At 71.4% G+C, this 25,296-nt stretch carries 26 protein-coding genes and 5 tRNA genes; 20 read left to right on the forward strand and 11 right to left on the reverse strand.

Translation table 11 applies throughout. The annotated features are described in order from the left end of the window. Positions 1-42: 42 nt before the first annotated feature. The 4 genes from ACZ6B1_RS26365 to ACZ6B1_RS26380 form a co-directional block, all read right to left on the reverse strand. Positions 43-618, reverse strand: a complete 576-nt coding sequence (locus ACZ6B1_RS26365; protein ID WP_067301226.1) for a GTP-binding protein — start codon at positions 616-618, stop codon at positions 43-45. Further along, on the reverse strand, positions 599-997 hold the full coding sequence (locus tag ACZ6B1_RS26370; RefSeq protein WP_143635912.1) for a DUF742 domain-containing protein: 399 nt from the start codon (positions 995-997) through the stop codon (positions 599-601). The genes ACZ6B1_RS26365 and ACZ6B1_RS26370 overlap by 20 nt, the downstream gene beginning before the upstream one ends. 111 nt (positions 998-1,108) lie before the next feature. Next, positions 1,109-1,522 (reverse strand): roadblock/LC7 domain-containing protein, encoded by a 414-nt coding sequence (locus tag ACZ6B1_RS26375; RefSeq protein WP_003973453.1) that lies wholly within the window; start codon positions 1,520-1,522, stop codon positions 1,109-1,111. Between the two features lie 9 nt (positions 1,523-1,531). Next, positions 1,532-5,272 carry a sensor histidine kinase gene (locus ACZ6B1_RS26380; RefSeq protein WP_468782301.1) on the reverse strand — a complete coding sequence of 1,247 codons (3,741 nt, stop codon included), beginning with the start codon at positions 5,270-5,272 and terminating at the stop codon, positions 1,532-1,534. 566 nt (positions 5,273-5,838) lie between these two features. Between ACZ6B1_RS26380 and ACZ6B1_RS26385 the strand changes: the two genes are divergently transcribed. The 9 genes from ACZ6B1_RS26385 to ACZ6B1_RS26425 all read left to right on the forward strand — a co-directional run bounded on the left by ACZ6B1_RS26385 (position 5,839) and on the right by ACZ6B1_RS26425 (position 10,240). Then, on the forward strand, positions 5,839-6,030 hold the full coding sequence (locus ACZ6B1_RS26385) for a hypothetical protein (protein ID WP_358936900.1): 192 nt from the start codon (positions 5,839-5,841) through the stop codon (positions 6,028-6,030). Positions 6,031-6,492: 462 nt separating this feature from the next. Continuing rightward, complete coding sequence (locus ACZ6B1_RS26390; RefSeq protein WP_468782302.1) at positions 6,493-7,278, forward strand: fumarylacetoacetate hydrolase family protein; 786 nt, start codon at positions 6,493-6,495, stop codon at positions 7,276-7,278. Further along, on the forward strand, positions 7,271-8,755 hold the full coding sequence (gltX, locus tag ACZ6B1_RS26395) for a glutamate--tRNA ligase (protein WP_468782303.1): 1,485 nt from the start codon (positions 7,271-7,273) through the stop codon (positions 8,753-8,755). The genes ACZ6B1_RS26390 and gltX overlap by 8 nt, the downstream gene beginning before the upstream one ends. 146 nt (positions 8,756-8,901) lie before the next feature. Then, complete coding sequence (locus ACZ6B1_RS26400; protein WP_468782304.1) at positions 8,902-9,636, forward strand: HAD family hydrolase; 735 nt, start codon at positions 8,902-8,904, stop codon at positions 9,634-9,636. A gap of 92 nt (positions 9,637-9,728) precedes the next feature. Then, a tRNA-Gln gene (locus tag ACZ6B1_RS26405) sits at positions 9,729-9,800 on the forward strand. A gap of 38 nt (positions 9,801-9,838) precedes the next feature. Continuing rightward, positions 9,839-9,911, forward strand: a tRNA-Glu gene (locus ACZ6B1_RS26410). Positions 9,912-9,973: 62 nt separating this feature from the next. Continuing rightward, positions 9,974-10,046: transfer RNA gene (locus ACZ6B1_RS26415), tRNA-Glu, on the forward strand. Between the two features lie 21 nt (positions 10,047-10,067). Then, positions 10,068-10,139: transfer RNA gene (locus ACZ6B1_RS26420), tRNA-Gln, on the forward strand. Between the two features lie 28 nt (positions 10,140-10,167). Further along, positions 10,168-10,240: transfer RNA gene (locus ACZ6B1_RS26425), tRNA-Glu, on the forward strand. A gap of 53 nt (positions 10,241-10,293) precedes the next feature. Here the strand turns inward: ACZ6B1_RS26425 and ACZ6B1_RS26430 are convergent. After that, positions 10,294-10,938, reverse strand: coding sequence for a MerR family transcriptional regulator (locus ACZ6B1_RS26430; RefSeq protein WP_468782305.1), 645 nt, complete (start codon positions 10,936-10,938; stop codon positions 10,294-10,296). 88 nt (positions 10,939-11,026) lie between these two features. On the opposite strand from ACZ6B1_RS26430, the gene ACZ6B1_RS26435 reads away from it, so the two are divergent. Then, complete coding sequence (locus ACZ6B1_RS26435) at positions 11,027-11,551, forward strand: DUF4188 domain-containing protein (protein WP_468782306.1); 525 nt, start codon at positions 11,027-11,029, stop codon at positions 11,549-11,551. Between the two features lie 81 nt (positions 11,552-11,632). Here ACZ6B1_RS26435 and ndgR read toward each other — a convergent pair whose 3' ends face one another. Beyond that, positions 11,633-12,349 carry an IclR family transcriptional regulator NdgR gene (gene ndgR, locus ACZ6B1_RS26440; protein ID WP_009320373.1) on the reverse strand — a complete coding sequence of 239 codons (717 nt, stop codon included), beginning with the start codon at positions 12,347-12,349 and terminating at the stop codon, positions 11,633-11,635. Between the two features lie 190 nt (positions 12,350-12,539). On the opposite strand from ndgR, the gene leuC reads away from it, so the two are divergent. The 4 genes from leuC (at position 12,540) to ACZ6B1_RS26460 (ending at position 15,845) form a co-directional block, all read left to right on the forward strand. Then, complete coding sequence (leuC, locus tag ACZ6B1_RS26445) at positions 12,540-13,967, forward strand: 3-isopropylmalate dehydratase large subunit (RefSeq protein ID WP_468782307.1); 1,428 nt, start codon at positions 12,540-12,542, stop codon at positions 13,965-13,967. A 2-nt stretch (positions 13,968-13,969) separates the two neighbouring features. Beyond that, complete coding sequence (gene leuD, locus ACZ6B1_RS26450) at positions 13,970-14,563, forward strand: 3-isopropylmalate dehydratase small subunit (protein ID WP_468782308.1); 594 nt, start codon at positions 13,970-13,972, stop codon at positions 14,561-14,563. A 264-nt stretch (positions 14,564-14,827) separates the two neighbouring features. After that, positions 14,828-15,058, forward strand: coding sequence for an SCO5555 family protein (locus tag ACZ6B1_RS26455; RefSeq protein WP_390057876.1), 231 nt, complete (start codon positions 14,828-14,830; stop codon positions 15,056-15,058). 136 nt (positions 15,059-15,194) lie between these two features. Beyond that, positions 15,195-15,845, forward strand: coding sequence for an HU family DNA-binding protein (locus ACZ6B1_RS26460; protein ID WP_468782309.1), 651 nt, complete (start codon positions 15,195-15,197; stop codon positions 15,843-15,845). A gap of 82 nt (positions 15,846-15,927) precedes the next feature. Here ACZ6B1_RS26460 and ACZ6B1_RS26465 read toward each other — a convergent pair whose 3' ends face one another. Both ACZ6B1_RS26465 and cofC read right to left on the reverse strand, forming a co-directional pair. Next, positions 15,928-16,131 carry a hypothetical protein gene (locus ACZ6B1_RS26465; RefSeq protein ID WP_468782310.1) on the reverse strand — a complete coding sequence of 68 codons (204 nt, stop codon included), beginning with the start codon at positions 16,129-16,131 and terminating at the stop codon, positions 15,928-15,930. A 109-nt stretch (positions 16,132-16,240) separates the two neighbouring features. Beyond that, positions 16,241-16,879 (reverse strand): 2-phospho-L-lactate guanylyltransferase, encoded by a 639-nt coding sequence (gene cofC, locus ACZ6B1_RS26470; RefSeq protein ID WP_468782311.1) that lies wholly within the window; start codon positions 16,877-16,879, stop codon positions 16,241-16,243. A gap of 217 nt (positions 16,880-17,096) precedes the next feature. Between cofC and ACZ6B1_RS26475 the strand changes: the two genes are divergently transcribed. The 3 genes from ACZ6B1_RS26475 to ACZ6B1_RS26485 all read left to right on the forward strand — a co-directional run bounded on the left by ACZ6B1_RS26475 (position 17,097) and on the right by ACZ6B1_RS26485 (position 20,229). Continuing rightward, positions 17,097-17,939, forward strand: coding sequence for a lysophospholipid acyltransferase family protein (locus ACZ6B1_RS26475; protein ID WP_468782312.1), 843 nt, complete (start codon positions 17,097-17,099; stop codon positions 17,937-17,939). Then, positions 17,936-18,946 carry an NAD(P)H-dependent glycerol-3-phosphate dehydrogenase gene (locus ACZ6B1_RS26480; RefSeq protein ID WP_468782313.1) on the forward strand — a complete coding sequence of 337 codons (1,011 nt, stop codon included), beginning with the start codon at positions 17,936-17,938 and terminating at the stop codon, positions 18,944-18,946. Before ACZ6B1_RS26475 ends, ACZ6B1_RS26480 begins: the two co-directional genes overlap by 4 nt. 125 nt (positions 18,947-19,071) lie before the next feature. Further along, positions 19,072-20,229, forward strand: coding sequence for a D-alanine--D-alanine ligase family protein (locus ACZ6B1_RS26485; RefSeq protein ID WP_468782314.1), 1,158 nt, complete (start codon positions 19,072-19,074; stop codon positions 20,227-20,229). Positions 20,230-20,239: 10 nt separating this feature from the next. Here the strand turns inward: ACZ6B1_RS26485 and ACZ6B1_RS26490 are convergent, their stop codons facing one another. Both ACZ6B1_RS26490 and ACZ6B1_RS26495 read right to left on the reverse strand, forming a co-directional pair. Then, on the reverse strand, positions 20,240-20,758 hold the full coding sequence (locus ACZ6B1_RS26490; RefSeq protein ID WP_468782315.1) for a DUF3515 domain-containing protein: 519 nt from the start codon (positions 20,756-20,758) through the stop codon (positions 20,240-20,242). 20 nt (positions 20,759-20,778) lie between these two features. After that, on the reverse strand, positions 20,779-21,012 hold the full coding sequence (locus ACZ6B1_RS26495; protein ID WP_143635949.1) for an Lrp/AsnC family transcriptional regulator: 234 nt from the start codon (positions 21,010-21,012) through the stop codon (positions 20,779-20,781). 204 nt (positions 21,013-21,216) lie between these two features. Here ACZ6B1_RS26495 and ACZ6B1_RS26500 point away from each other — a divergent pair, with 204 nt between their 5' ends. Both ACZ6B1_RS26500 and thiD read left to right on the forward strand, forming a co-directional pair. Further along, complete coding sequence (locus ACZ6B1_RS26500) at positions 21,217-22,182, forward strand: thiamine-phosphate kinase (protein WP_468782316.1); 966 nt, start codon at positions 21,217-21,219, stop codon at positions 22,180-22,182. Then, a complete protein-coding gene (gene thiD / locus ACZ6B1_RS26505; protein ID WP_468782317.1) occupies positions 22,179-22,961 on the forward strand; it encodes a bifunctional hydroxymethylpyrimidine kinase/phosphomethylpyrimidine kinase in 783 nt (260 codons plus the stop codon). The genes ACZ6B1_RS26500 and thiD overlap by 4 nt, the downstream gene beginning before the upstream one ends. A 154-nt stretch (positions 22,962-23,115) precedes the next feature. Here thiD and rpmB read toward each other — a convergent pair whose 3' ends face one another. Next, entirely contained in the window at positions 23,116-23,301 is a 186-nt protein-coding gene (rpmB, locus tag ACZ6B1_RS26510) for a 50S ribosomal protein L28 (RefSeq protein ID WP_003993230.1), read from the reverse strand. Between the two features lie 260 nt (positions 23,302-23,561). Here rpmB and ACZ6B1_RS26515 point away from each other — a divergent pair, with 260 nt between their 5' ends. Then, positions 23,562-25,271, forward strand: coding sequence for a DAK2 domain-containing protein (locus ACZ6B1_RS26515; protein WP_468782318.1), 1,710 nt, complete (start codon positions 23,562-23,564; stop codon positions 25,269-25,271). The last annotated feature ends 25 nt before the right edge of the window (positions 25,272-25,296 follow it).

Here is a 25,296-nt window from a genome sequence, read left to right on the forward strand (position 1 = left end):
TTGCGCTACGACAACTGCCGTACGGCGAGTCTCAATTGGGTGTTACCGCAGCCGGGCCATGAGCGCGTGCTCGACCAGCGTGATCAGCGCACTCTTGGCGTCCGCGCGGTGCCGGGCGTCCGTCGTGATGATCGGGGCGTCCGGACCGATCTGCAGCGCTTCCCGTACTTCGTCGGGGGTGTAGGGCTGCTGCCCGTCGAAGCCGTTGAGGGCGATGACGAAGGGCAGGCCGCTGTTCTCGAAGTAGTCGACGGCCGGGAAGCAGTCGGCGAGGCGGCGGGTGTCCACGAGCACCACCGCGCCGATCGCGCCGCGCACCAGGTCGTCCCACATGAACCAGAAGCGGTCCTGACCGGGCGTACCGAAGAGGTACAGGATCAGGTCCTGGTCCAGGGTGATACGGCCGAAGTCCATGGCCACCGTGGTGGTGGTCTTGTCACCGGTGTGCGTCAGGTCGTCGATGCCGGCCGAAGCGGACGTCATGACGGCCTCTGTGCGCAGCGGGTTGATCTCCGAGACGGCGCCGACGAACGTGGTCTTGCCCACGCCGAAGCCGCCCGCCACCACGATCTTCGCGGAGGTGGTGGCCCGGCCCGCGTCAGAGCTTGCGAAGTCCACTGAGCACCCTTTCGAGCAGCGTCACGTCCGGAGCGCCGCCGTTGTTCTCGTCGCCACCCGGCTGGTGGATGGCGACCATGCCGGCCTCTGCGAGGTCGGCGACCAGGATCCGGGCCACGCCGAGCGGCATGGCCAGCAGCGCCGACACCTCCGCGACCGACTTGACCTCACGGCACAGGTGGCAGATGCGCTGGTGTTCCGGGAGCAGTCCCATGAGCGCTGCCGGGTCGGCCGTGGTGCTGATCAGCGCCTCGATGGCGAGCTGATAGCGCGGCCGGGTCCGGCCACCGGTCATCGCGTACGGACGTACCAGCGGCTGGTCGCCCTCGTCCCCGTACGGCTCCGCGTACGGATCATGAGAGGCGGTGGGCGGGGTCATGAATCCTCCGGGCGGGACAGCAAGTCGGTCAGTCGAGCCGTCGGAAGGGGCCGGTGGGGGGATTGTGGCGGCCGGACGGTGTTTTTGTGAGGTGGGTGGTGCCGGGGCCGGTCAGTGAAGCAGACTGCCTTGGAGTTCGGCGCGCAGATCCGGGGTGAGTACCGCCCCTGCGCGGTCGACCAGCAGTGCCATCTCGTAGCCGACCAGGCCGATGTCGCACTCGGGGTGGGCCAGGACCGCGAGGGAAGACCCGTCCGAGACGGACATGAGGAAGAGGAACCCCCGCTCCATCTCGACGACCGTCTGCGCGACGTTGCCGCCCTCGAAGATCCGGGACGCCCCGGCGGTCAGCGAGGTCAGACCCGACGCCACGGCCGCGAGCTGGTCGGCGCGGTCACGCGGAAAACCTTCGGACATGGCCAGCAGAAGGCCGTCGGCGGAGACCACCACCGTGTGCGACACCCCGGGGGTGTTGTCCACGAAGTTGGTGATCAACCAGTTCAGGTTCTGTGCCGCCTGGCTCATCGGACTCAACTAACGCTCCTGCTGGTGAGTGGGGCTCTGGAAACTGCCGGTCTGGCCGTTGCCGGCCTGACGGCCCTGCGCGATGCCCCGACGGAGATTGGTCAGCCGGCCGCGTACGTCGTCAGGCGCACGCGAGACCTGCGGACCGGCTTGGTGCTGTTGCTGCTGAGCCGTGCCCGGGACGAGGTTCGCCCGGGGCACCCGGCGCGGCAGGCCGGAGGTGGTGACACCGCCCGCCGCCGGCTGCCGTACGCGCTCCGCCTGCCGGACGAGTTCGTCGTTCGGCGAGGTGCGCCAGGAACCGGTGGCGGCGGGACGTTGCGGGGCCGGCGCGGGCGCCTGCTGCGGCGCCGCGGCCGGGGTGCTGTCCTGCTGCCCCTGCTGCTGACCGTGGAACCAGTTGGTCTCCAGCGTGTCGTACAGCGGGGTGCGGCCGTCGCCCGGACCCGCGGCCGGCGGCAGCGCCTCCGGCTCACGGCGGACGGGACGCTGCTGCGGCGGCTGCTGCTGCTGCGGCTGCGGGGCCGGCGGACGCGGCGCGCCGAAGTCGGCGCGGGCACCCGGCTGCGGACGCTCGAACTGGCCGGTGTCGGACGGGGACTGGCGGCCGGGCAGCGCGTGCTGACCGGTCGAGCCGCCGTTGTAGGCCTGCGGCGCCGCGAACTGGCCGGTGCTCTGCGAGTCCTGCTGCCCGGGCGCCGACGTGCCGAAGACGTCGGAGCGGACGAACTGGCCGTTGCCGCCCTGCTGGCCGTACTGGCCGTTGTCCTGCGGTGCGGCCGGACGCTGGAACTGACCGGTCTGCTGCGGGTTCTCGGCGCCGGGACGCGCGAACTGGCCGGTGGAGCCGTTCATCCCGAAGTCCGGGCGGGGGAAATCGCCCGTCGAGGCCGGACCCTGCGCGTCGATCCGCGGCATCTCCGTCGTCGAGCCCGGACCCTGCCGGTCGTCGAAGCGCGGCATGCTCGAGGTCTGTCCCGGGGCCTGCTCGTCGTGGCCGCGCGGGGTGTCCAGCGAGGCACGCGACAGCGGGGTCTGGGCGTTGCCGCGCCAGTCCGCGGGGTCGGACTGCGCGTTGCCGCCGGGCAGTTCGGCCCGGGGGCCGCCGCGCGGCGGAAGCTGGGGCTGAGGGCCCTGGTCGGAGGCGCTCGCGCCACCGCGCTGCCCCGCCGGACCGCGACCGCCGAACATGTCCTGCTGCGGACCGCCCGCGGCCTGCTGGCCCTGCCCGGCGCCCGGCGTCTGGGCGCCGAAGCCACCCGCGCCGGCCCCGGCCGGAGCCGGCCGGCCCTGCTGCGGGCCACCCGGACCCTGCGGACCGCGCGCTCCGCCCGGCGCACCGGGACGGCCGCCCTGGCCCGTGCCGGGCAGCGCGGCCCGCGAACCCTGGGCGGAGCCGACCTGGCCACGCGGGCCCGGAGCGGCGCCGAGACGTCCGGCGGACGGCGCACCGCCGAGGGCACCGCCCTGACCGCCGCCGTTGTTGCGGCGGGCGGCGGCGACACCGGCCGCGGCCTGCGCGGCGGCGGGGCCACCGGTCGCAGCGGGCGCGCCGGGCTTGCCGGGAGCGGGCTTCTTGCCGCCCTGGGCGACGTCGACGGGCAGCATGACCAGCGCGGTCGTGCCACCGGAGTCGGACGGGCGGAGCTGGATGCGGATGCCGTGCCGCTGCGAGAGACGGCCGACCACGAACAGACCCATGCGGCGGGACACCGACACGTCCACGGTGGGCGGCGAGGCGAGCCGCTCGTTGATCGCCGCGAGGTCCTCGGGGGAGAGGCCGATACCGGTGTCGTGGATCTCGATCAGGACGCGGCCGTCGGGCAGCGCGTGACCGGTGACCTTGACCTTGGTCTGCGGCGAGGAGAAGGAGGTGGCGTTCTCGAGCAGCTCGGCGAGGAGGTGCACGAGGTCGTTGACGACGCGGCCGGCGACCTCGGTGGTCGGCACGGCGGCCAGCTCGATGCGCTCGTACTGCTCCACCTCGGACGCGGCGGCACGGAGGACGTCGACCAGCGGGACCGGGCGGGTCCAGCGGCGGCCGGGCTCCTCACCCGCGAGGACGAGGAGGTTCTCACCGTTACGGCGCATACGGGTGGCGAGGTGGTCGAGCTTGAACAGCGAGGAGAGCTGGTCCGGGTCGGCCTCGCGGGACTCAAGTTCGGAGATCAGCGAGAGCTGGCGCTGGATCAGACCCTGGGAACGGCGCGAGAGGTTGGTGAACATCGCGTTGACGTTGCCCCGCAGCAGGGCCTGCTCGGCGGCGAGGCGGACGGCCTCGCGGTGCACGTCGTCGAAGGCCGCGGCCACCTGGCCGATCTCGTCCCGGGAGTGCACACCGACCGACTCCACGGACGTGTCCACGTCCTGCGGGTCGGACTCGGAGAGCTGCTTGACCAGCTCGGGCAGCCGGTCCTGGGCGACCTTGGTGGCCGTGTCCTGCAGCCGGCGCAGTGAGCGAATCATCGACCGGGCCACGACGAAGGCGCCGACCAGCGAGACACCGAGCACGATGAGGATCAGCACACCGGAGAGGATCGCCTCCTGCTCGGAGGACGACTTCAGCTCGCGGGCCTTCTGCTCCATGTCCTCGAGCAGCGTGTGCTCGATGTTCTTCATCTGCTGGATCTTGGTGGAGCTGTCGTCGACCCAGTCGCGGTAGGAGCGCGCCGGCAGGTCGTTGAGGCCGCCGGGGGACTCCAGAACCCGCTTGGCGTACAGGTCCGCCGCCTGGATCGTCGGGTTGCTGTCCTCGATCGGCTTGAGCAGCTCGTCCGGGTTCTGGCTGCTGTAGATCTTCCGGAAGATGGCGATCTGCGACTTCTCGCTCGAGTACGCGGACTCGCCGTAGAGCTGGTCGTTCTTGGACAGCTCACCCTTGGAGGTGTTGCTGGAGGTAAGGGCCGCCGCGATGACGGCACGCTGCACGGAGGCGTACTCCTTGGCGCTGGAGAAGGCCGCCAGGGCGCGGGTGCGCGAGATCATCTCCGGGTTGCTGGACGCCTCGGCCATGGACTGGGAGAGGTCGATCAGCTGGGTGATCAGCCGGTGGTAGGCCTCGACCGTCTGCGTCGAGTTGTTCTTCGACTTGTAGGCATCCTGGCGGATCTTGGCGAGGCCGTCGAGCTGGTTGGCGAGGCTGACCAGGGTGTCGCGGACACCCTGGAGGTTGCCGTTCTTGCTCGCCTCGTCGATCTGCTCGGAGGAGTCGAGGAAGTTCTCCCGGGCCCGGTCGGTCTTGTCCTGGTAGCCCTTGACCGTGTAGTCGGTCGGCTTCAGGCCGTGCGCCAGCGGACCGGCGGACTGGTCGCGCTCGTCCTGGAGCGCCATGGCCAGCTCGGTCGCCTGCTTGGTCATGTCCGTCAGCAGCTTCATGTTGTCGAGCTGCTGGATGTCGTCCATCGAGTCGCCGATGCGCAGCGCGCCCAGCGAGGTCGCCGCGACGACGGGGAGAGCCAGCAGCGACACCAGGCGCGTGGAGATGCGCCAGTTGCGCAGGGCCAGGCGCGAGCCGGGGCCGCTCGGACTCCTGCCGGCCGGCTTCGCGGCCGGGGCGGGGTTCTGGGTCTTCGCCGAACCGGCCGGGCCCGCCGTGGACGACGTGCCGGGGCGCCCGGAGCGCTCACCGCTGTCGCCGGGCTGGGCCGGGCCCGGGTTCTGGGCGTGCTGGGGGGAGGAACCGCGGTCGGTCCCGCCGTGCGCCTCCGGCTCCGCCGAAGCGCTGCCATCCCTCTTGAAACGTCCCTGCACTAGCGTCGCAACCTCTGGACCAGGCGCCTCCCCGCGCGAACGGAGAGACACGGTGTCGGCGTCTTGGAGAGCGCCCTGAATACGCCCCCCGGTGGTCTTGAGTGACCCGGCGCTGGTTCCCCCTATCTCGCCGCCACTCGGCGCTGCGTTGCGCCCCCTGCGCGCCGGCTCGATCCCGCGGCGGTCCGTGGAATTCCAGCACAGTGCCGGATCTCCAACAAGGGCCATGAGCCGAGCTGTGACCTACGTGACGGAGTGTGAGGCCCAGGCTACGACCGGTGCAAGTCGATTCCGCACAAAACGGGCGTACCGCTGCGACTCGCCGCGCGCCGTCGGGTGTCCCAGTCGCCATGATCAGGAGCGGAATGAGGGCTTCAGTGGGTCAATGTCCGTTTCTCCGGCGGAAAGCGAGGGTCGGAATTGACCGATTTGCCCATGAGGTCGTGAGGAAACTCACATGGAGATCTTGTGGAGTTCGCGTCCGTGACGGGGAATCCGATGTTTAGCCTTGCGCTTTACAGGATGAGATGCTCTGTCAACCCACCCTCAGCCACAGGATGACAACGGTGAAGACGACGATGATGTTCCGCAACATAGCCAACCCGCGGCGCACGACGCTGGCGCACCTCGAGGACGCCGACGAACTGCAGACGCCGGAGCTGCCGGAGCACTCCGTCGACCTCCCGGCCCAGACGGCCAACCCGCGCCGCACCGTCCTGATGGAGGTGCCGGTCGGCGCCGTCGCGGCAGGCGAGTAGCCGAGCCCGGCACCGGACACACCGAGCGCGGCCCGGAGATCAATGATCTCCGGGCCGCGCTCGCTTTTCACCTGGATTCTCTCCACGGCCCCTTTTCGACCCGCGCCGGAATCCATGCCACCACCACCGGTCCGATACGCGGGCATGCCGTCCGCGGTGGATTTTCCGCGCGTGGGACCTGGCCGGTGTCCGAGGGCCGGGGGCCCGCCGCCCCGGCCGGGCGCCCCCGTGGGGCGGCCCCTGGCCCGGGCGCCGCGCGCCCGCCGCGCACGCGGGCGCCTCCGTGAATTCCCGGGGAATGCGCGAATGCCCCGTGCGGTAATACCGCGGAATTCGGGATCGCCGCACGAGGATCCACGGGCCGGAAAAGCCCGCCACGCCGCACTGCCCGAACGCCGCACGGCCCGACCGGTTAACCTGGGGCGTCAGTACGCCGGTTCTAGTTGAGGGGCGCAGGATCCCGTGCGCATCGCCAGGTTCTCCATCGACGGGAACGTAGCCTTCGGCGCGGTCGAGGGCGACAAGGAGGACGAACTCGTCCTCGACATCATCAAGGGCATCCCGTTCGCGGACTACGAGCTCTCCGGTACGAAGGTGCCGCTCAGCAAGGTCAGGCTGCTCCCCCCGGTGCTCCCCAACAAGGTCGTGGCGTTCGGCCGCAACTACGCCGAGCACGCGCGCGAGCTGGGCAACGAGGTGCCCGACGCCCCCTTCGCCTTCTTCAAGCCGTCCACCTCGGTGATCGGCCCCGGCGACGAGATCCGGTACCCGTCCTTCTCGCAGGAACTGCACCACGAGGCCGAGCTGGCCGTCGTCATCGGGCGCATGTGCCGCGAGGTCCCGCGCGAGCGCGTGAAGGACGTGATCCTCGGCTACACCTGCGCCAACGACGTCACCGCGCGCGACGTGCAGCGGCGCGAGAAGCAGTGGGCGCGGGCCAAGGGCTTCGACTCCTCCTGCCCGCTCGGCCCCTGGGTGGAGACGGACCTGGACCTGGAGCGCGCGAACGACCTCACCGTCCAGCTCACCGTGAACGGCGAACAGCGGCAGCTCGGCCGTACGAGCGAGATGATCCACCCCATCGAGGACCTGGTCGTCAACATCTCCGAGGCCATGACCCTGCTCCCCGGCGACGTCATCCTCACCGGCACCCCCGCGGGGGTCGGCCCCCTGAACGTCGGCGACGAGGTCGCCGTCACCATCGAAGGCATCGGCACTCTCACCAACAAGGTTGTCAAGCGTGGCTAGCGCATCCGGCTCACCCGTACGCGTCCGTTTCTGTCCCTCGCCCACCGGTAACCCCCACGTGGGCCTGGTCCGCACCGCCCTGTTCAACTGGGCGTTCGCCCGGCACCACCAGGGCACCCTGGTCTTCCGCATCGAGGACACCGACGCGGCCCGCGACTCCGAGGAGTCCTACAACCAGCTGCTCGACTCGATGCGCTGGCTGGGCTTCGACTGGGACGAGGGCCCCGAGATCGGCGGCCCGCACGCGCCGTACCGCCAGTCGCAGCGCATGGACCTCTACAAGGACGTCGCCCAGAAGCTCCTGGACGCCGGCCACGCCTACCACTGCTACTGCTCCCAGGAGGAGCTGGACACCCGCCGCGAGGCCGCGCGCGCCGCGGGCAAGCCGTCCGGCTACGACGGCCACTGCCGCGACCTCGGCGAGGCGGAGGTCGAGCAGTACAGGGCCCAGGGCCGCACCCCGATCGTCCGCTTCCGCATGCCGGACGAGACGATCACCTTCGACGACCTGGTGCGCGGCGAGATCACGTACCTCCCGGAGAACGTGCCGGACTACGGCATCGTGCGCGCCAACGGCGCCCCGCTGTACACGCTGGTGAACCCGGTCGACGACGCCCTGATGGAGATCACCCACGTCCTGCGCGGCGAGGACCTGCTCTCCTCCACCCCGCGCCAGATCGCTCTGTACAAGGCGCTGACCGAGCTGGGCATCGCCAAGCGGACCCCGGCCTTCGGCCACCTGCCGTACGTCATGGGCGAGGGCAACAAGAAGCTCTCCAAGCGCGACCCGCAGGCCTCGCTCAACCTCTACCGCGAGCGCGGCTTCCTGCCCGAGGGGCTGCTCAACTACCTCTCGCTGCTGGGCTGGTCGCTCTCGGCCGACCAGGACATCTTCTCGATCGAGGAGATGGTCGAGGCCTTCGACATCGCGGACGTGAACCCCAACCCGGCGCGCTTCGACCTGAAGAAGTGCGAGGCGATCAACGCCGACCACATCCGGATGCTGGAGGTCAAGGACTTCACCGAGCGCTGCCGTCCGTGGCTGAAGGCCCCGGCGGCCCCCTGGGCGCCGGAGGACTTCGACGAGGCCAAGTGGCAGGCGATCGCGCCGCACGCGCAGACCCGTCTGAAGGTCCTGTCCGAGATCACCGACAACGTCGACTTCCTGTTCCTCGCCGAGCCGGTCTTCGACGAGGCGTCCTGGACGAAGGCGATGAAGGAGGGCTCCGACGACCTCCTGCGCACGGCGCGGGAGAAGCTGGAGACGGCCGACTGGACCTCGGCCGAGTCCCTGAAGGAGGCCGTCCTGGCCGCCGGTGAGGCGCACGGCCTCAAGCTCGGCAAGGCCCAGGCCCCGGTCCGCGTCGCCGTCACCGGCCGCACGGTCGGTCTGCCCCTCTTCGAGTCCCTCGAGGTCCTGGGCAAGGAGCGGACGCTGGCCCGGATCGACGCGGCGCTGGCGAAGCTCGCGGCGTAACGAACGCCACACACCGAGGGCGGCATCCGGAACACCCGGGTGCCGCCCTCCGCCGTACCTCCTCCCCGGTCCCTGATCCCGCCCGGTCCGAACCGGGCACGTCCCGTACCCGGACACGGCGGCCGCTCGCCGGTTACGGTCGGGTCATGAGCATTCGCGCCGTGGTCTGGGACGTGGACGACACTCTCTTCGACTACACCACCGCCGACCGCGAGGGCATGCGCGCCCACCTGGTGGCCGAAGGGCTCCTCGCCGGGTACGGGTCGCCGGAGGAGGCGCTCGCGCGCTGGCGGGAGATCACCGACCTGCAGTGGGCCCGCTTCGCCGCCGGCGAGGTCGACTTCGTCACACAGCGGCGCGACCGCGCCCGGGTCTTCCTGAACCGGCCGGAGCTGACGGACGCCGAGGCCGACGACTGGTTCCAGCGGTACGTGCGGCACTACGAGGCCGCCTGGTCGCTGTTCCCGGACGTCCTGCCGGTGCTCGACGCCCTGGCCGCCAGCCACCGGCACGCCGTGCTCTCCAACTCCAGCCTGACCGTCCAGGACCGCAAGCTGCGCCTGCTCGGCGTGCGCGACCGCTTCGAGGCCCTGCTGTGCGCCGCCGAGCTGGGCGTCTCCAAGCCCCGGGCCGGCGCCTTCCTGGCCGCCTGCGACGCGCTCTCGCTCGCGCCGCACGAGGTCGCGTACGTCGGCGACCACCCGGAGATCGACGGACGGGGCGCCGCCGAGGCGGGGCTGCTGTCCGTCTGGATCGACCGCGGCGGCGCCTGCGCGACCCTGGACCCGCCCACCGGACCGCACCGCATCGCGTCCCTCTCCGAACTCCCCGGGCTCCTCGGCGCGGATAGTCGTTTTGGAGCCCCGTCCACCTTCAGGTAATGTTCTTCCTGCGCCGCCGGAGAGCGGGCCGAAAGGCCGGGAACCGGAGGAGCGAACTAGAACGAGAACCCCCTCAGGGGCTTGAGTTCCAGTGGCCTATGGTGTAATTGGCAGCACGACTGATTCTGGTTCAGTTAGTCTTGGTTCGAGTCCAGGTAGGCCAGCTCGCAGAGCTCATCTGCGCCGCGGATCACATCCGCAAGCCCCCGTTGTGTAGCGGCCTAGCACGCTGCCCTCTCAAGGCAGTAGCGCCGGTTCGAATCCGGTCGGGGGTACAGATCCTTCCCGCGAGGAGAGCTCGGGTAGCTCCCCCTCACCTCGATGCAGGATCGCTAGGGCCCCCGTTGTGTAGCGGCCTAGCACGCCGCCCTCTCAAGGCGGTAGCGCCGGTTCGAATCCGGTCGGGGGTACTGACTGGTCTAAACCATCATTGGTCTATGGTGTAATTGGCAGCACGACTGATTCTGGTTCAGTTAGTCTTGGTTCGAGTCCAGGTAGACCAGCTCGGACCTGCGGAAACGCAGTGTCCAGGCCCCCGTTGTGTAGCGGCCTAGCACGCCGCCCTCTCAAGGCGGTAGCGCCGGTTCGAATCCGGTCGGGGGTACAACACAAAGGCCCTTCGCTTCGGCGGAGGGCCTTCGCCGTTCCCGGCGCCGGCTACTCGAAGCCGTACCGCCGCGCCGACTCCTCCTCCTGCGCCAGCCGGTGCAGCGCCTGCAGCATCGGCTCCACGAGGACCGCGCCGAGCAGCGCGGTCTCCACCTTCTCCGCCTCCGAGGGGTGCGTCTCCACGAAGTCCAGGTCGAGGATCGCCGCCTGGTGCATCAACTTCGCGTAGGAGACGAGCAGTTCGGGGTTCCAGTCGTAGCCGAGCCGGCGGAACGCGGCCACCGCCACCACCAGGGAGCGGTACGCGGGAGAGATGGTGACCAGCAGCTTGGCGTTGGACCAGCCCAGCGTCTCCAGCAGGTCGTCCACCTGCTCGTGCGCGGCCCGGATCCACTCGTCCTCCTCGTCCGGCTCCGGCACCTGCGGCAGCGCCCACAGGGCCGCGCCCAGCCGGATGGTGCGGCCCAGGGAGTCGTCGTCGACGTGGCCCAGCACCTCGCGGACCGTCGCCACCGGGATCCGGCCGACCTGGATCATCGCGCGCACCAGGCGCAGCCGCCGCAGATGCTCCTCGTCGTACTCCGCCGTCGTGACGTTGATCTGCCGGCCCGGGGCCAACAGCCCCTCGCGCAGGTAGTACTTGATCGTCGCGGTGGACACACCGCTCCGCTCGCTCAGTTCGGCCAGCCGCATCTCTTGCGCCTCTCCTTGGGGAGTGTCACTATCCAAGCATCACTCGCATGGATAGCAGCACTATCCGATTGATCGACAGGGGGTCGTGATGTCCACCAGACCGGTACTCGGCCGCACCACCGCCGCGACGGAGGGCGACGTGGTGGTCCTCCTGATCGGCATGCGCATCAACCACTTCTGGGCGGTGCACCAGTGGCTCCCGGTCATGCTGGCGATGTTCCGCATGCTGGGGGAGCTCGCCCGGGACAGGGACCGGGGGCTGCTGGGACGAGTCCTGCTCACGGCCTCGCCGCGGACGTACTACGTCGTCCAGTACTGGGAGTCCAAGGAGCGGCTCTACGCGTACGCGACCGCGCCCGACGCCTTCCACCACCGGGTCTGGGCGCTGGTCAACCGCAAGGAGCGGGCCGGCAGGACGCGCGGGCACGTGGGCATCTGGCACGAGACGTACATCGTCCCGGAGGGCTCCTACGAGTCGGTCTACGGCGACATGCCGGCGTTCGGGCTGGCCGCCGCGCACGGACAGGTGCCGCTGGAGAAGCGGGGGCGGTACGCCAAGGACCGGTTCGCGTACCGCTCGCAGCGGGCGCCGGAGTCCGGGAGGACCGTCTGACGGGGGGATCGGGGGACCGGGGAGGGCTCGCCGCGGCGTTGGGGCGGGCCCTCCCCGTTGACGTTCCCGGGGGGCCCGGGCTCAGCCCGAGCGGCGCAGCGCCTCGGAGAGACGGGCCGCCGCGTCGATGACCGCCTGGGCGTGCATACGGCCCGGATGACGGGTCAGGCGCTCGATCGGGCCGGAGACGGACACCGCGGCCACCACGCGGTTGGAGGGGCCGCGCACGGGCGCGGACACGGATGCCACGCCCGGCTCGCGCTCGCCGATGGACTGGGCCCAGCCGCGCCGCCGCACGCCCGACAGGGCCGTCGCCGTGAAGCGGGCGCCCTGCAGACCGCGGTGCAAGCGCTCCGGCTCCTCCCAGGCCATCAGGATCTGGGCGGAGGAGCCGGCCTTCATGGTCAGCGTGGAGCCGACCGGGACCGTGTCCCGCAGGCCGGACAGGCGCTCGGCCGCGGCCACGCAGATCCGCATGTCACCCTGGCGCCGGTAGAGCTGCGCGCTCTCGCCGGTGACATCGCGGAGGTGCGTGAGCACGGGGCCCGCCGTGGCGAGCAGGCGGTCCTCGCCGGCCGCCGCCGCAAGTTCCGCGAGGCGGGGGCCGAGGATGAAACGGCCCTGCATGTCGCGTGCCACCATGCGGTGGTGTTCCAGGGCCACGGCCAGGCGGTGGGCCGTGGGTCGTGCCAGTCCGGTGGCGCCGACCAGACCCGCGAGGGTGGCCGGACCGGACTCCAGAGCGCTCAGGACGAGGGCCGCCTTGTCCAGAACGCCGACGCCGCTACTGTTGTCCATGCAACGATACTCGCGTCTCACTCTGTGAAACGCAAGTTCAATTTTCCGTGGAACGCGCCACCCTGGAATGACACAGCGGCCCGTGCACCACAGGGCCCGGCGGCGGACGTCCGAGAACCCGGGGCGCGGGCGCCGTCTCCCCAAGATCTCTAGTTGGGCCGGTGGACGTTTGCCGGCCGGAGGGAAAGCGATGGGTAGGACACTCGCGGAGAAGGTCTGGGACGACCACGTCGTCCGGCGCGCCGAGGGCGAGCCCGACCTCCTCTACATCGATCTGCACCTGCTGCACGAGGTGACCAGCCCGCAGGCCTTCGACGGACTGCGCAAGAGCGGTCGTCAGGTGCGCCGCCTCGACCTCACCATCGCGACCGAGGACCACAACACCCCGACCCTCGACATCGACAAGCCCATCGCCGACCCGGTCTCCCGCGCCCAGCTCGAGACGCTGCGCAAGAACTGCGCCGAGTTCGGGGTGCGGCTGCACCCGCTGGGCGACGTCGAGCAGGGCGTCGTGCACGTCGTCGGCCCCCAGCTGGGCCTGACCCAGCCCGGCACCACCGTGGTCTGCGGCGACTCGCACACCTCGACGCACGGCGCGTTCGGCGCGCTGGCCTTCGGCATCGGCACCTCCCAGGTGGAGCACGTGCTGGCCACCCAGACGCTGCCGATGGCCCGCCCGAAGACCATGGCCATCACCGTCGAGGGCGAGCTGCCCGACGGCGTCACCGCCAAGGACCTGATCCTGGCGATCATCGCGCGGATCGGCACCGGCGGCGGCCAGGGTTACATCCTGGAGTACCGCGGCTCCGCCATCGAGAAGCTCTCGATGGAGGCCCGGATGACCATCTGCAACATGTCGATCGAGGCCGGTGCCCGCGCGGGCATGATCGCCCCGGACGAGACCACCTTCGAGTACCTCAAGGGCCGTCCGCACGCCCCCGAGGGCGCCGACTGGGACGCCGCGGTCGAGTACTGGAAGACCCTGCGCACCGACGAGGACGCGGTCTTCGACGCCGAGGTCGTCATCGCCGCCGACGAGCTGTCGCCGTTCGTCACCTGGGGTACCAACCCCGGCCAGGGCGCGCCGCTTTCGGCGTCCGTCCCCGACCCGGCTTCGTACGAAGACGCTTCGGAGCGCCTCGCCGCCGAAAAGGCCCTGGAGTACATGGGGTTGGCGGCCGGCCAGCCGCTGCGCTCCATCGACGTGGACACCGTCTTCGTAGGCTCCTGCACCAACGGCCGCATCGAGGACCTGCGCGCCGCCGCCGATCTGCTGCGCGGCCGCAAAGTCGCCGACGGCGTACGGATGCTGGTCGTCCCCGGCTCCGCCCGGGTCGGTTTGCAGGCCGTCTCCGAGGGGCTGGACGTGGTCTTCAAGGAGGCCGGCGCCGAATGGCGGCACGCGGGCTGCTCGATGTGCCTCGGCATGAACCCCGACCAGCTGGCCCCGGGTGAGCGTTCCGCGTCCACCTCCAACCGCAACTTCGAGGGCCGGCAGGGCAAGGGCGGCCGCACCCACCTGGTGTCGCCGCAGGTCGCGGCGGCCACCGCGGTCCTGGGCCACCTGGCCTCGCCCGCCGACCTGACCGACGACCGCACGCCCGCTGGAGTCCGATAACCATGGAAGCCTTCACCACCCACACCGGCCGGGCCGTCCCGCTGCGCCGCGGCAACGTCGACACCGACCAGATCATCCCCGCCCACTGGCTCAAGAAGGTGACCCGGGACGGCTTCGAGGACGGGCTGTTCGAGGCCTGGCGCAAGGACCCGGAGTTCGTGCTCAACCGCCCCGAGCGGCAGGGCGCGACCGTCCTGGTCGCCGGTCCCGACTTCGGCACCGGCTCCTCCCGGGAGCACGCCGTCTGGGCGCTGCAGAACTACGGCTTCAAGACCGTGATCTCCTCCCGCTTCGCGGACATCTTCCGGGGCAACTCGCTGAAGAACGGCCTGCTCACGGTGGTGCTCGACCAGAAGGTCGTGGACGCGCTGTGGGAGCTGACCGAGGAGGACCCGCAGGCCGAGATCACCGTGGACCTGCAGACCCGCGAGGTGCGCGCCGAGGGGATCACCGCCTCCTTCGAGCTGGACGAGAACTCCCGCTGGCGGTTGCTGAACGGGCTGGACGACATCTCCATCACCCTGCGGAACGAGCCCGACATCGCCGACTACGAGGGCAAGCGCCCCGCCCACAAGCCGCGCACCCTCCAGGGCTGACCCGGCGGCCCCACCAGGTCGACTTTCGGCCACCCCAACACACCGGCTGTACCCCCGATCGCCACGATTGGGGGTACAGCCATGTCTGCACCCGAACGGCCCCGCGCCGGCCCCTCGGCCCTCACAACTTCCCACGTTAGAGGGGTGGTTGGCCGGGTAGGCGCCCTGCGGGGCCGGGGTCCGCGCGAGCGCCGACAGGACTGTCCGGCGCGGCAGTTGCACCCTGCGCAGGCGACAACTCGCCCCAGATGGCACAATCTGTGCATGGAACACGACGGCCAACTCGAGCTCTATACGGCGGTCGCGGACCAACTCAAGGAAGCGCACTCAAGGGTGCGCGCACTGCAAGTCCCGGAGGGCGTACGGATGGCGCTGACCCGGAAGCTGCTGGTCATTACGGCCGCGGCCAAGCACGATCTCGCCGGTGCGGCAAGGCGACTGGAGCGGTTCAACGCGGACCTCGACGAGGGACGGATCCCCGAAGAGGGCCACTGAGCGGTCCGGGACAGCCGATTTCGCTGCGGCACAAGGGTGATAAGCCCGTTTCGTGTTTGATTTGCGGTATATATCTGCCTAACGTGCGAAAAAGCTTGAACACTTTCGTTCTGGCGATGTCTCCGAAGGGGAAGACGTGAACAAGGCGCAGCTCGTAGAAGCGATTGCCGACAAGATGGGCGGCCGCCAGCAGGCCGCCGAGGCTGTCGATCATGTCCTGGACGCCATCGTCCGCGCGGTCGTCGCGGGCGAGCGGGTCTCGGTCACCGGCTTCGGGTCCTTCGAGAAGGTGGACCGCCCCGCCCGCTACGCCCGTAACCCCCAGACGGGCGAGCGGGTTCGCGTCAAGAAGACCTCCGTGCCGCGCTTCCGCGCGGGCCAGGGCTTCAAGGACCTGGTGAGCGGCTCGAAGAAGCTGCCGCGGGGCGGCGAGGTCTCGGTGAAGAAGGCGCCCAAGGGCAGCCTGACCGGCGGCGCTTCCGCCACGGTCAAGAAGGCCGCCGCGAAGAAGACGACCAAGGCGGCCGCGGCGAAGAAGGCCACCGCCAAGAAGGCGGCGCCGGCGAAGAAGACCACCGCCGCCGCGAAGAAGACCACGGCGAAGAAGACCACCGCCAAGAAGACCACGGCGACCGCCAAGACCGCCGCGGCGAAGAAGACCACCGCGAAGAAGGCGACGGCCAAGAAGGCCCCGGCCAAGAAGGTCACCGCCAAGAAGGCCCCGGCCAAGAAGTCGACGGCCCGCAAGACCACCGCCAAGAAGGCCACCGCCCGCAAGGCCTCCTGAGGCCACCAGGGCACTCACGCGCCGGGCCGGACTCCCCTGGGGAGCCCGGCCCGCGGCGTTTGTGCGGCCTTGATCAACACCCCTAGAACGTCTGCAGGGTCACCAGGGTGATCCGAACGGCCGCGCCCTCGCGCTCCGTCTCGATCCGCACCCGCTGTCCGGGCCGCAGCAACCGCAGTCCGCCCGCGTCGAACGCCGCCGCGTCGAAGGGCACCGGGGTCCCGTCGTCGAGCAGCACCTGCCCGCTGCGGCTGCTGGGGTCGTAGGAGTATGCGGTGGCCTGCATGACGGCCAGCGTAGTGCCTTCGGCGGTTCGCCGCCGGGCCGCGGTTCGCCGCCGGACGCCGGCCCGTCATGGCTGGTCGCGCGTTCCCCGTGCTCCTTCGGGGTGCTCGTCAGGACCCCGGGATCAGCAACCCCGCGGACACCGCCGCCGTGTACGGCCCCACTCCCAGCGCCAGCGCCGCCCGCAGGTCCCCACCGGTGTCCACGTCCTGCCGTACCGAATTCACGTCCGCGAGCCCGAGTTCCGCGGCTCCCGACGCCCGGTGCCGGGCACGGGAATCGGTGCCGAATGCCGGCCGCAACGGCCGCCCCGGCGCCGCGCTCAGCAGAGTGGTGCCCACCGCGGCCGCGTCCGCGAGAAAGGCGCGCGGATATTCGGCCGCCGCGTCCAGTACCCGGGACAATTCCATTGGGCGCAGCGCAGGGAGATCCGCGTTCAGGGCCGCGACCGCGGCGGCCTGATGCGATTCCCGTACGACGGCCGCCCCGTGCCCGAGCGCGGCGTTCAGCCCACTGCCCGGAGCGTCCGGGACGATTCGGGCGCCCAGTGCCCCGAGCGACCGGCCGGCCAGCGCGTCGTCCGTGACGACCACCACATCCGCGACCGCCGCACAGGCCAGCGCCGCGGCCACCGTGTCCTGCGCGAACGCCAGCGCCAGTCCGGGGCGCACCCCGTCCGCGGCGGTGTCCGCGAGCCTGCTCTTGGCCCGCGCCAGAGGCTTCAGGGGGATGACCAACGTCCACTGCACCGGCGTACCGCCCCTCTCTTGTCGCGCTCATTGTCACCCCGCCGCGTCCGGCCGCGCGGGGTACCGGTGAGGACGCGAGGCTCCCGGCAGGGCGGTGGCCGGGGACGGGCGGGCGTACGGTGTTCTCGACAGACCGGCGGCCTGGGGCGACACTTGTGCGGCCCCCGGCCGAGTGCCGAGGTGACAAGCCCATAGAGGCCTAGAGGAAGGTGTCCGCGTGCCCCGCCGCCAAATCGGGTTCTGGTACCGCTTCGCTGCGGTCCTCTGCAAACCGCCGCTGGTGGTTCTGATCAAGCGGGACTGGCGCGGAATGGAGCACATTCCGGCCGAGGGCGGGTTTATCACCGCGGTGAACCACAATTCACACGTGGACCCCTTCGCGTACGCGCACTATCAGTACAACACCGGACGGGTTCCGCGATTCCTGGCGAAGAGCGGCCTTTTCAAGAAGGGATTCGTCGGCGCCGCCATGCGCGGCACCGGGCAGATCCCCGTCTATCGCGAGAGCACGGACGCGCTCAGCGCGTTCCGGGCCGCGATCGACGCCGTGGAGCGCGGCGAGTGCGTCGCGTTCTACCCCGAGGGCACCCTCACCCGCGACCCCGACGGCTGGCCCATGACCGCCAAGACCGGCGCCGCCCGCGTGGCCCTGCAGACCAAGTGCCCGGTGATCCCGGTCGCCCAGTGGGGCTGCAACGAACTGCTGCCGCCCTACGCCAAGAAGCCCCACCTCCTGCCGCGCAAGACGCACCAGGTCCAGGCGGGCCCGCCCGTGGACCTCTCCCGCTTCTACGACAAGGAGATGACCGCCGACCTCCTGAGGGAGGCCACCGAGGTCATCATGGCGGCCATCACCCGCCAGCTCGAGGAGATCCGCGGCGAGAAGGCGCCCGAGACCCCCTACGACCCGCGCCGCGAGCGGATCGAGCAGCGCCGCAGGACCGCCGCGCAGGCCGCGCGAGCGGCAGCCGGCGCCTCTCCGGCCCCCGCCGGTCCGGAGACCACCGAGGCCGGCCGGGAAGTCTCGCGGGCCGGCACCGAGGAGGAGAGCGGCAAGTGAGCAAGACCGTCCGCGCCGCCGTCATGGGTACCGGTTCGTGGGGCACCGCCTTCGGCATGGTTCTCGCCGACGCGGGCTGCGAGGTGACCCTGTGGGCCCGCCGTCCGGAGCTGGCCGAGGCGGTCAACTCCACCCGCACCAACCCCGACTACCTGCCCGGCGTCGAACTCCCGCGCAACCTCAGGGCCACCGCGGACGCCGCCGAGGCGCTGGGCGGCGCGGACTTCACCGTCCTCGCCGTCCCCTCCCAGACCCTGCGCGCCAACCTCGCCGAGTGGACCCCGCTGCTCGCCCCGGGCACCGTGCTCGTCTCCCTGATGAAGGGCGTCGAGCTCGGCTCCACCATGCGGATGAGCGAGGTGATCGACGACGTCGCCAAGGTCGGCGCCGACCGCATCGCCGTCGTCACCGGACCCAACCTGGCCCGGGAGATCGCCGCCCGCATGCCCGCCGCGGCCGTCGTGGCCTGCACCGACGAAGCCGTCGCCCGGCGGCTCCAGGCCGCCTCCCACACGCCGTACTTCCGGCCGTACACCAACACCGACGTGGTCGGCTGCGAGCTCGGCGGCGCGGTCAAGAACGTCATCGGTCTCGCGGTCGGCATCGCCGACGGCATGGGCCTCGGCGACAACGCCAAGGGCTCGCTCATCACGCGCGGCCTCGCCGAGACCACCCGGCTCGGCATGGCGCTCGGCGCGGACCCGCTGACGTTCTCCGGACTCGCGGGCCTCGGCGACCTGGTGGCCACCTGCTCCTCGCCGCTGTCCCGCAACCACACCTTCGGCACCAACCTCGGCAAGGGCATGACCCTCGAGCAGACCATCGCGGTCACCAAGCAGACGGCCGAGGGCGTCAAGTCCTGCGAGTCGGTGGCGGATCTGGCCCGCCGGCACGGTGTCGAGATGCCCATCACCGAGACGGTCGTGGACATCGTGCACGAGGGCAAGCCGCCGGTGGTCGCCCTCAAGGAACTGATGTCGCGCAGCGCCAAGCCCGAGCGGCGCTGAACCCCGCCCCACACGGCGCCGGGCCACCCTCCGCGCGACGCTGAGCGACCGTCCGTGCGACGCTGAGCGACCGCGCCGGAGCGGCCGCTGACTTGGGGGATACCAACGGGTACTCTCAACGCGATATGAGCACCGAGAACCTCCCCCACAGCCCTGACCAGCCGTCCCGCAAGCCGCGCGTGGCCGTCGTGTTCGGCGGGCGCAGCTCCGAACACGGGATCTCCGTGGTCACCGCGGGCGCCGTCCTCAAGGCCATCGACCGGACGAAGTACGACGTCCTGCCGATCGGTATCACCGCGGACGGCCGTTGGGCGCTGACGGCCGACGAGCCGGACCGGATGGCCATCACCGACCGCCGCACCCCGAGCGTGGCGGAGCTGGCCGAGTCGGACGAGGGTGGTGTGGTGCTCCCCGTCGACCCCGCGAACCGCGAGGTCGTCTACAGCGAGCCCGGCTCGGTGCCCAAGGCGCTCGGCGAGGTCGACGTGGTCTTCCCGGTGCTGCACGGCCCGTACGGCGAGGACGGCACCCTCCAGGGCCTCCTGGAGCTGTCCGGAGTGCCCTACGTCGGCTCGGGCGTGCTCGCCTCGGCCGTCGGCCAGGACAAGGAGTACATGAAGCGGGTGTTCACCTCCTTCGGGCTCAAGGTCGGCCCGTACCTGGTGATCCGCCCCCGCGAGTGGGAGCAGGACGAGTCCGCGGCCCGCAAGCGGATCGTCGACTTCGCCGGCGAGCACGGCTGGCCGCTGTTCGTGAAGCCCGCGCGCGCGGGTTCCTCCATCGGCATCACCAAGGTCGATGACCTCGCCGGCCTGGACGAGGCGATCGCCGAGGCCCAGTCGCACGACCCGAAGATCCTGATCGAGGCCGCCGTCCGCGGCCGCGAGATCGAGTGCGGTGTCCTGGAGTTCGAGGACGGGCCGCGCGCCTCCGTGCCGGCCGAGATCCCGCCGCCGGACGCGCACGCGTACTACGACTTCGAGGCCAAGTACATCGACTCCACCCCCGGCATCGTCCCGGCCCCGCTCACCGACGAGGAGACCGCCGAGGTGCGGCGGCTCGCGGTCGAGGCGTTCGAGGCGGCCTCCTGCGAGGGCCTGGTCCGCGCCGACTTCTTCCTCGACGAGGACGGCGAGTTCGTGATCAACGAGATCAACACCATGCCCGGCTTCACGCCGATCTCGATGTACCCGCAGATGTGGCAGGCCACCGGTATCGGCTACCCGGAGCTGGTGGACCGGCTGGTGCAGGCGGCCCTGCGCCGCTCGACCGGACTGCGCTGACCCCGCGCGCTCACCGCATGGAGGCGATCCCCTCGGGGATCGCCTTCTTCACGGCGTCAGCCAGTTCCGTGAGCACCGAGGCGCCCTCGTCCTGAGCCGACATCCCACCGGGCAGGCTCACCTGCGCATAGGCCACGCGGTTCGCCGTGGTGAAGCGCCAGGTGCCGTCGCCGTCCTTCTCCATCAGCCAGTCGACACCGTTCACCCGGCCCGCAACGGCGTCCGGGTCGTCACCCTGGGCGACCTCGGGGTCGACCATCTTCGGCGGCCGTACGACACCGCAGCGCAGTATGATCGCCGGGCTTCCCCAGCCCGCCGTGTAGGCGGACCGGGGCTCGGGGTCGTGACGGCTCCGTCCGTCGAGCTTCCCGGGCAGCGCCCGGTGCAGGTCCCGGCAGACCTTCGCCGTCTTCGCGTCGGGGGTGGGAACCGCGACCGTGGCGCTGTCGTCTGCTGTGGAGCAGCCCGCGACCGCGATCAGCAGCGCCGGCGCGAGCAGGCCGAACGGCCGGTGACGGAAGAAGTTCACCGGCCAAGCGTAGACGGGGGCTACAGATGGACGACCGGGCAGGTCAGGGTGCGGGTGATGCCGTCCACTTGCTGGACCTTGGCGACCACCATGCGGCCGAGCTCGTCGACCGTGTCGGACTGGGCGCGCACGATGACGTCGTACGGTCCCGTGACGTCCTCGGCCTGGATCACTCCAGGGATCTTGCCGATCGTCTCGGCGACGGTCGACGCCTTGCCGACCTCCGTCTGGATCAGGATGTACGCCTGTACCACGGAACCTCCAGGGCGGCCACGAGGATCATGTGGGGAAAAGGAACGCCACGGTATCGCGTCGCCGCTCCCCACGGGGAGACCCGCGGGGACCGGGCTTGCGCGCCAGGGTGCAGGCACGACAGAAGTTGACGGTCATCTCGACGGTATCGGGGACACTGATGACGCGCGACCGGGCACGCAGAGGCACAGAAGGGGCTTGAGGCAATGAAGGGCACAGTGGGTGAGTTGGGTGAGTTCGGGCTCATCCGGGAGCTGACCTCCCGTCTCACCACGACCCCGGTGGTCCGGGTCGGCCCCGGTGACGACGCCGCGGTGGTCGCCGCGCCCGACCGCCGGGTGGTGGCGAGCACCGACATCCTGCTGGAGGGACGGCACTTCCGCCGCGACTGGTCCACGGCGTACGACGTCGGGCGCAAGGCCGCGGCGCAGAACCTGGCGGACATCGCCGCGATGGGCGCCGTACCGACCGCGCTGCTGCTCGGCCTGGTCGTCCCGGCCGAACTCCCGGTCACCTGGCCGACCGAGCTGATGGACGGACTGCGCGACGAGTGCCAGGTCGCGGGTGCCGCGGTGGTGGGCGGGGACGTGGTGCGCGGGGACACCATCATGGTGTCGATCACCGCGCTCGGAGACTTGCGAAACCAGGAGCCGGTCACCCGCGCCGGCGCCCAGCCCGGTGACCTCGTGGCCGTCACGGGCTGGCTGGGCTGGTCCGCGGCCGGCTACGCGGTGCTCTCCCGCGGCTTCCGCTCGCCGCGCGCCTTCGTGGAGGCGCACCGGCGCCCCGAGCCGCCGTACCACGCGGGCCCGGCCGCCGCCGCGCTCGGCGCCACCGCGATGTGCGACGTCAGCGACGGCCTGATCGCCGACCTCGGGCACATCGCCGAGGCCAGCAAGGTGCGCATCGACATCCGGTCCGGCGCGATCGACATCCCGACGCAGATGAACGACATCGGGCAGGCCGTCGGCGTCGACCCGCTCCAGTGGGTGCTGACCGGGGGAGAGGACCACGCGATCGTGGCCACCTTCCCGCCGGACGTCAAGCTCCCGGCCCGCTGGAAGGTGATCGGCGAGGTCCTCAACCCCTCGGCGCTGCCCCAGGTGACCGTCGACGGGGCTCCGTGGACCAGCAAGGGCGGCTGGGACCACTTCGGGGACATCGAGTCGTGATCCCCCGGGTACTCACGGTGGCCGGGTCCGACTCGGGCGGCGGCGCGGGCGTGCAGGCCGACCTGAAGACCATGCTGGCGCTGGGCGTGCACGGGATGAGCGTGATCACGGCGGTGACCGCGCAGAACTCGCTGGGCGTGCAGGGCGCCTGGGAGCTGCCCGTGGAGGCCGTACGGGCCCAGTTCCGCAGCGTGGTCGACGACATCGGCGTACAGGCCGTGAAGACCGGGATGCTCGCGTCGGCCGAACTGGTCGAGGCGGTCGCCGAGTTGATCTCCGGCACCGACGCGCCGGCCGTGGTGGACCCGGTGGGCGTCTCCAAGCACGGCGATCCGCTGCTCGCCGCCTCCGCCCTGGACTCGGTCCGGGGCAGGCTGCTGCCGGTGGCGACCGTGGCCACGCCCAACCTCGACGAGGTGACCCAACTCACCGGGGTCCGGGTCGAGTCCGAGGGCGATCTGCGCCGGGCCGCGGCGGCCGTGCTGGAGTACGGGCCGCGATGGGTGCTGATCAAGGGCGGGCATCTGTCCGGCGACGCCGTGGACCTGCTCACGGACGGCTCACGGGAGCACTGGCTGCGGGCCCCGCGCCACGACAACCGGCACACGCACGGCACGGGCTGCACGCTCGCCTCGGCCGTCGCGTCGGGGCTGGCGAAGGGCCTGACCGTGCCGGAGGCGGTGACCCGGGCCAAGGAGTACGTGACGGGGGCGATCGCCGCCGGATTCGCGCTGGGGGCGGGGATCGGGCCGGTGGACCACGGGTGGCGGTTCCGGTAGCCGAAGTGATCTTGCCGCCGCGGGAGATGATCCCGTGGCGGAGACGATCTCGCCCGTACGGGACCTGGTCGCGGGTACGGCAAAAAGCCGGCCCACCCGGAGGTGGACCGGCTCAGTGCGGCGGACCGGACGGTGGCCGCGCGTCAGCTAAGCGTCAGCGCGAGACCTTGCCGGCCTTGATGCACGAGGTGCAGGCGTTCACGCGCTTCGGCGTCCCGCCGACCACGGTACGCACACGCTGGATGTTCGGGTTCCAGCGGCGGGACGTACGGCGGTGCGAGTGCGAGATGTTGTTGCCGAAGCCCGGCCCCTTGCCGCAGACGTCGCAGTTGGCAGCCACGGGTCACTCCAAAGACTTCAGATGCACTTACGGTTGATCCCGGCATGCCGGGATCGAGATCCTAGGATCTGAGATCTTGAGTGGCGTTGCCAGGGGGAATGGCCCGATCAGGATCGGGCAACCGGAGCAGCATACAACGGCTGCGTCCGTACCGCGAAACTACCATGGCAGCTCAGGGGCCCGCTCCCGGTCCTCCTCCCGGGGGCCACCGCTCCGGGGTCTACGCTGCGTCCACGTCCAAGCAGCTCAGGGAGGCGCAGGTGGCGCAGGTGCCGCAGACACTGGATGCTCTCGCGGTGCGCACCTGGTGCGGTCTGGCGCTGGGCGCGCTCGGGCGGGCGCGCGAGGAGATCGACGCGATCAACGTCTATCCCGTGGCCGACGGGGACACCGGGACCAACCTGTACCTGACCGTGGAATCGGCGGCCACCGCCGTGGAGGCCGTGTTCGCCGGGTACGGGACGGGGGCCGGGGAGCCCTCCCTCGCGGACGCCGCGCGCGCGATGGCCCACGGGGCGCTCATCGGGGCCCGGGGCAACTCCGGCACGATCCTCGCCCAGCTCCTGCGGGGCATGGCCCAGGTGCTCGCCGGGGGAGAGGCGGGTGAGGCCTCCCGCTGCGACGGCGCCGGGCTGCGCCTGGCCCTGCGGCACGCCGCGGACTCCGCCCGCCGGGCCGTGGCCCACCCCGTCGAGGGCACCGTGCTCACCGTCGCCGCGGCGGCCGCGGATGCCGCGGCCGCCACCGAGACGTCGGAGGGCGACTGCGGGGCGGTCGCCCGGGCCGCCTACGAGGGCGCCGGCAGGGCACTCGAGGCGACCCCGGGCCAGCTTGCCGTGCTGCGCCGGGCCGGAGTGGTCGACGCGGGCGGCCGGGGGCTGGTCACCGTGCTCGGCGCCCTGGTGGAGGCGTGCACGGGAGAGGCGGTCAACGAGATCCCCAGGGCGCGGGAGGCCGTCCGCGAGAACGTGGCCGCGGTCGCCGAGGCGCACGCGCGCGCGGAGGCCGTCTCCGACCACGAGACCTGCGCCGACGCCACCGACGACGACGGCCCCGCCTACGAGGTGATCTACCTCCTGGAGGCCGGCGACGAGGCCGTGGCCCGGCTGCGCGCGCGGCTCGACGCCCTCGGGGACTCCCTCGTCGTGGTCGGCGGCGACGGACTGTGGAACGTGCACGTGCACGTCGACGACGCGGGGGCCGCCGTGGAGGCGGGTGTCGAGGCGGGCCGGCCGTACCGGATCCGCATCACCCACTTCGGGGCCGGCGACGTGCACACCGGCGGCGAGCGGCCGCCGGGCGAGCGCGCCCAGCGGGCGGTCGTCGCCGTCGTGCCCGGCGAGGGTCTCGCCGGGCTGTACAGCGAGGCCGGCGCGACCACCGTGCTCGCCCGTCCCGGGGAGCCGCCCGCCAGCGGGGAGCTGGTGCAGGCCGTACGGCGCGCCCACGCGCGTGAGGTGGTGCTGCTGCCCAACGACGCCGAGCTGCGCCACACCGCCGCCGCGGCCGCCGAGCAGGCCCGCACCGAGGGCATCCGGGTCGCGCTGATCCCGACCCGCTCGGCGGTCCAGGGCATCGCCGCGCTCGCCGTGCACGAGCCGGAGCGCCGGTTCGACGAGGACGTCGTCCAGATGACCTCGGCGGCGGGCGCCACCCGGTACGCCGAGGTCCTCGTCGCCGAACGCCAGGCCTGGACTTCGGCCGGCATCTGCCAGGCCGGGGACGTGCTGGGCCTGATCGACGGCGACGTGGCGGTGATCGGGCCGGACCTCACCGCCACCGCCGAGACCCTCCTGGACCGCATGCTCCGGGCGGGCGGCGAACTGGTCACCCTGGTCGTCGGCGACGAGGCACCCGACTCCGTCGCCGCCCACCTGGAGGCCCACGTCCGCGAGTCCTACCTGGCGGTGGACACGCTGGTGTACCGAGGCGGCCGCCAGGGATCCCCGCTGCTCATCGGCGTGGAGTGACCCCGGTGCCGTGCGCGGCGCCCGC

The sequence above is a fragment of the Streptomyces sp. NPDC041129 genome (assembly GCF_055592265.1).

Bases quoted from the DNA above. Each gene is read 5' to 3' on its own strand.
- ACZ6B1_RS26370 (WP_143635912.1), bottom strand. From the start codon at position 997: ATGACCCCGCCCACCGCCTCTCATGATCCGTACGCGGAGCCGTACGGG.
- ACZ6B1_RS26375 (WP_003973453.1), bottom strand. From the start codon at position 1,522: ATGAGCCAGGCGGCACAGAACCTGAACTGGTTGATCACCAACTTCGTG.
- ACZ6B1_RS26400 (WP_468782304.1), top strand. From the start codon at position 8,902: ATGAGCATTCGCGCCGTGGTCTGGGACGTGGACGACACTCTCTTCGAC.
- ACZ6B1_RS26430 (WP_468782305.1), bottom strand. From the start codon at position 10,938: ATGCGGCTGGCCGAACTGAGCGAGCGGAGCGGTGTGTCCACCGCGACG.
- ACZ6B1_RS26435 (WP_468782306.1), top strand. From the start codon at position 11,027: ATGTCCACCAGACCGGTACTCGGCCGCACCACCGCCGCGACGGAGGGC.
- ndgR (WP_009320373.1), bottom strand. From the start codon at position 12,349: ATGGACAACAGTAGCGGCGTCGGCGTTCTGGACAAGGCGGCCCTCGTC.
- leuC (WP_468782307.1), top strand. From the start codon at position 12,540: ATGGGTAGGACACTCGCGGAGAAGGTCTGGGACGACCACGTCGTCCGG.
- leuD (WP_468782308.1), top strand. From the start codon at position 13,970: ATGGAAGCCTTCACCACCCACACCGGCCGGGCCGTCCCGCTGCGCCGC.
- ACZ6B1_RS26455 (WP_390057876.1), top strand. From the start codon at position 14,828: ATGGAACACGACGGCCAACTCGAGCTCTATACGGCGGTCGCGGACCAA.
- ACZ6B1_RS26465 (WP_468782310.1), bottom strand. From the start codon at position 16,131: ATGCAGGCCACCGCATACTCCTACGACCCCAGCAGCCGCAGCGGGCAG.
- ACZ6B1_RS26485 (WP_468782314.1), top strand. From the start codon at position 19,072: ATGAGCACCGAGAACCTCCCCCACAGCCCTGACCAGCCGTCCCGCAAG.
- ACZ6B1_RS26500 (WP_468782316.1), top strand. From the start codon at position 21,217: ATGAAGGGCACAGTGGGTGAGTTGGGTGAGTTCGGGCTCATCCGGGAG.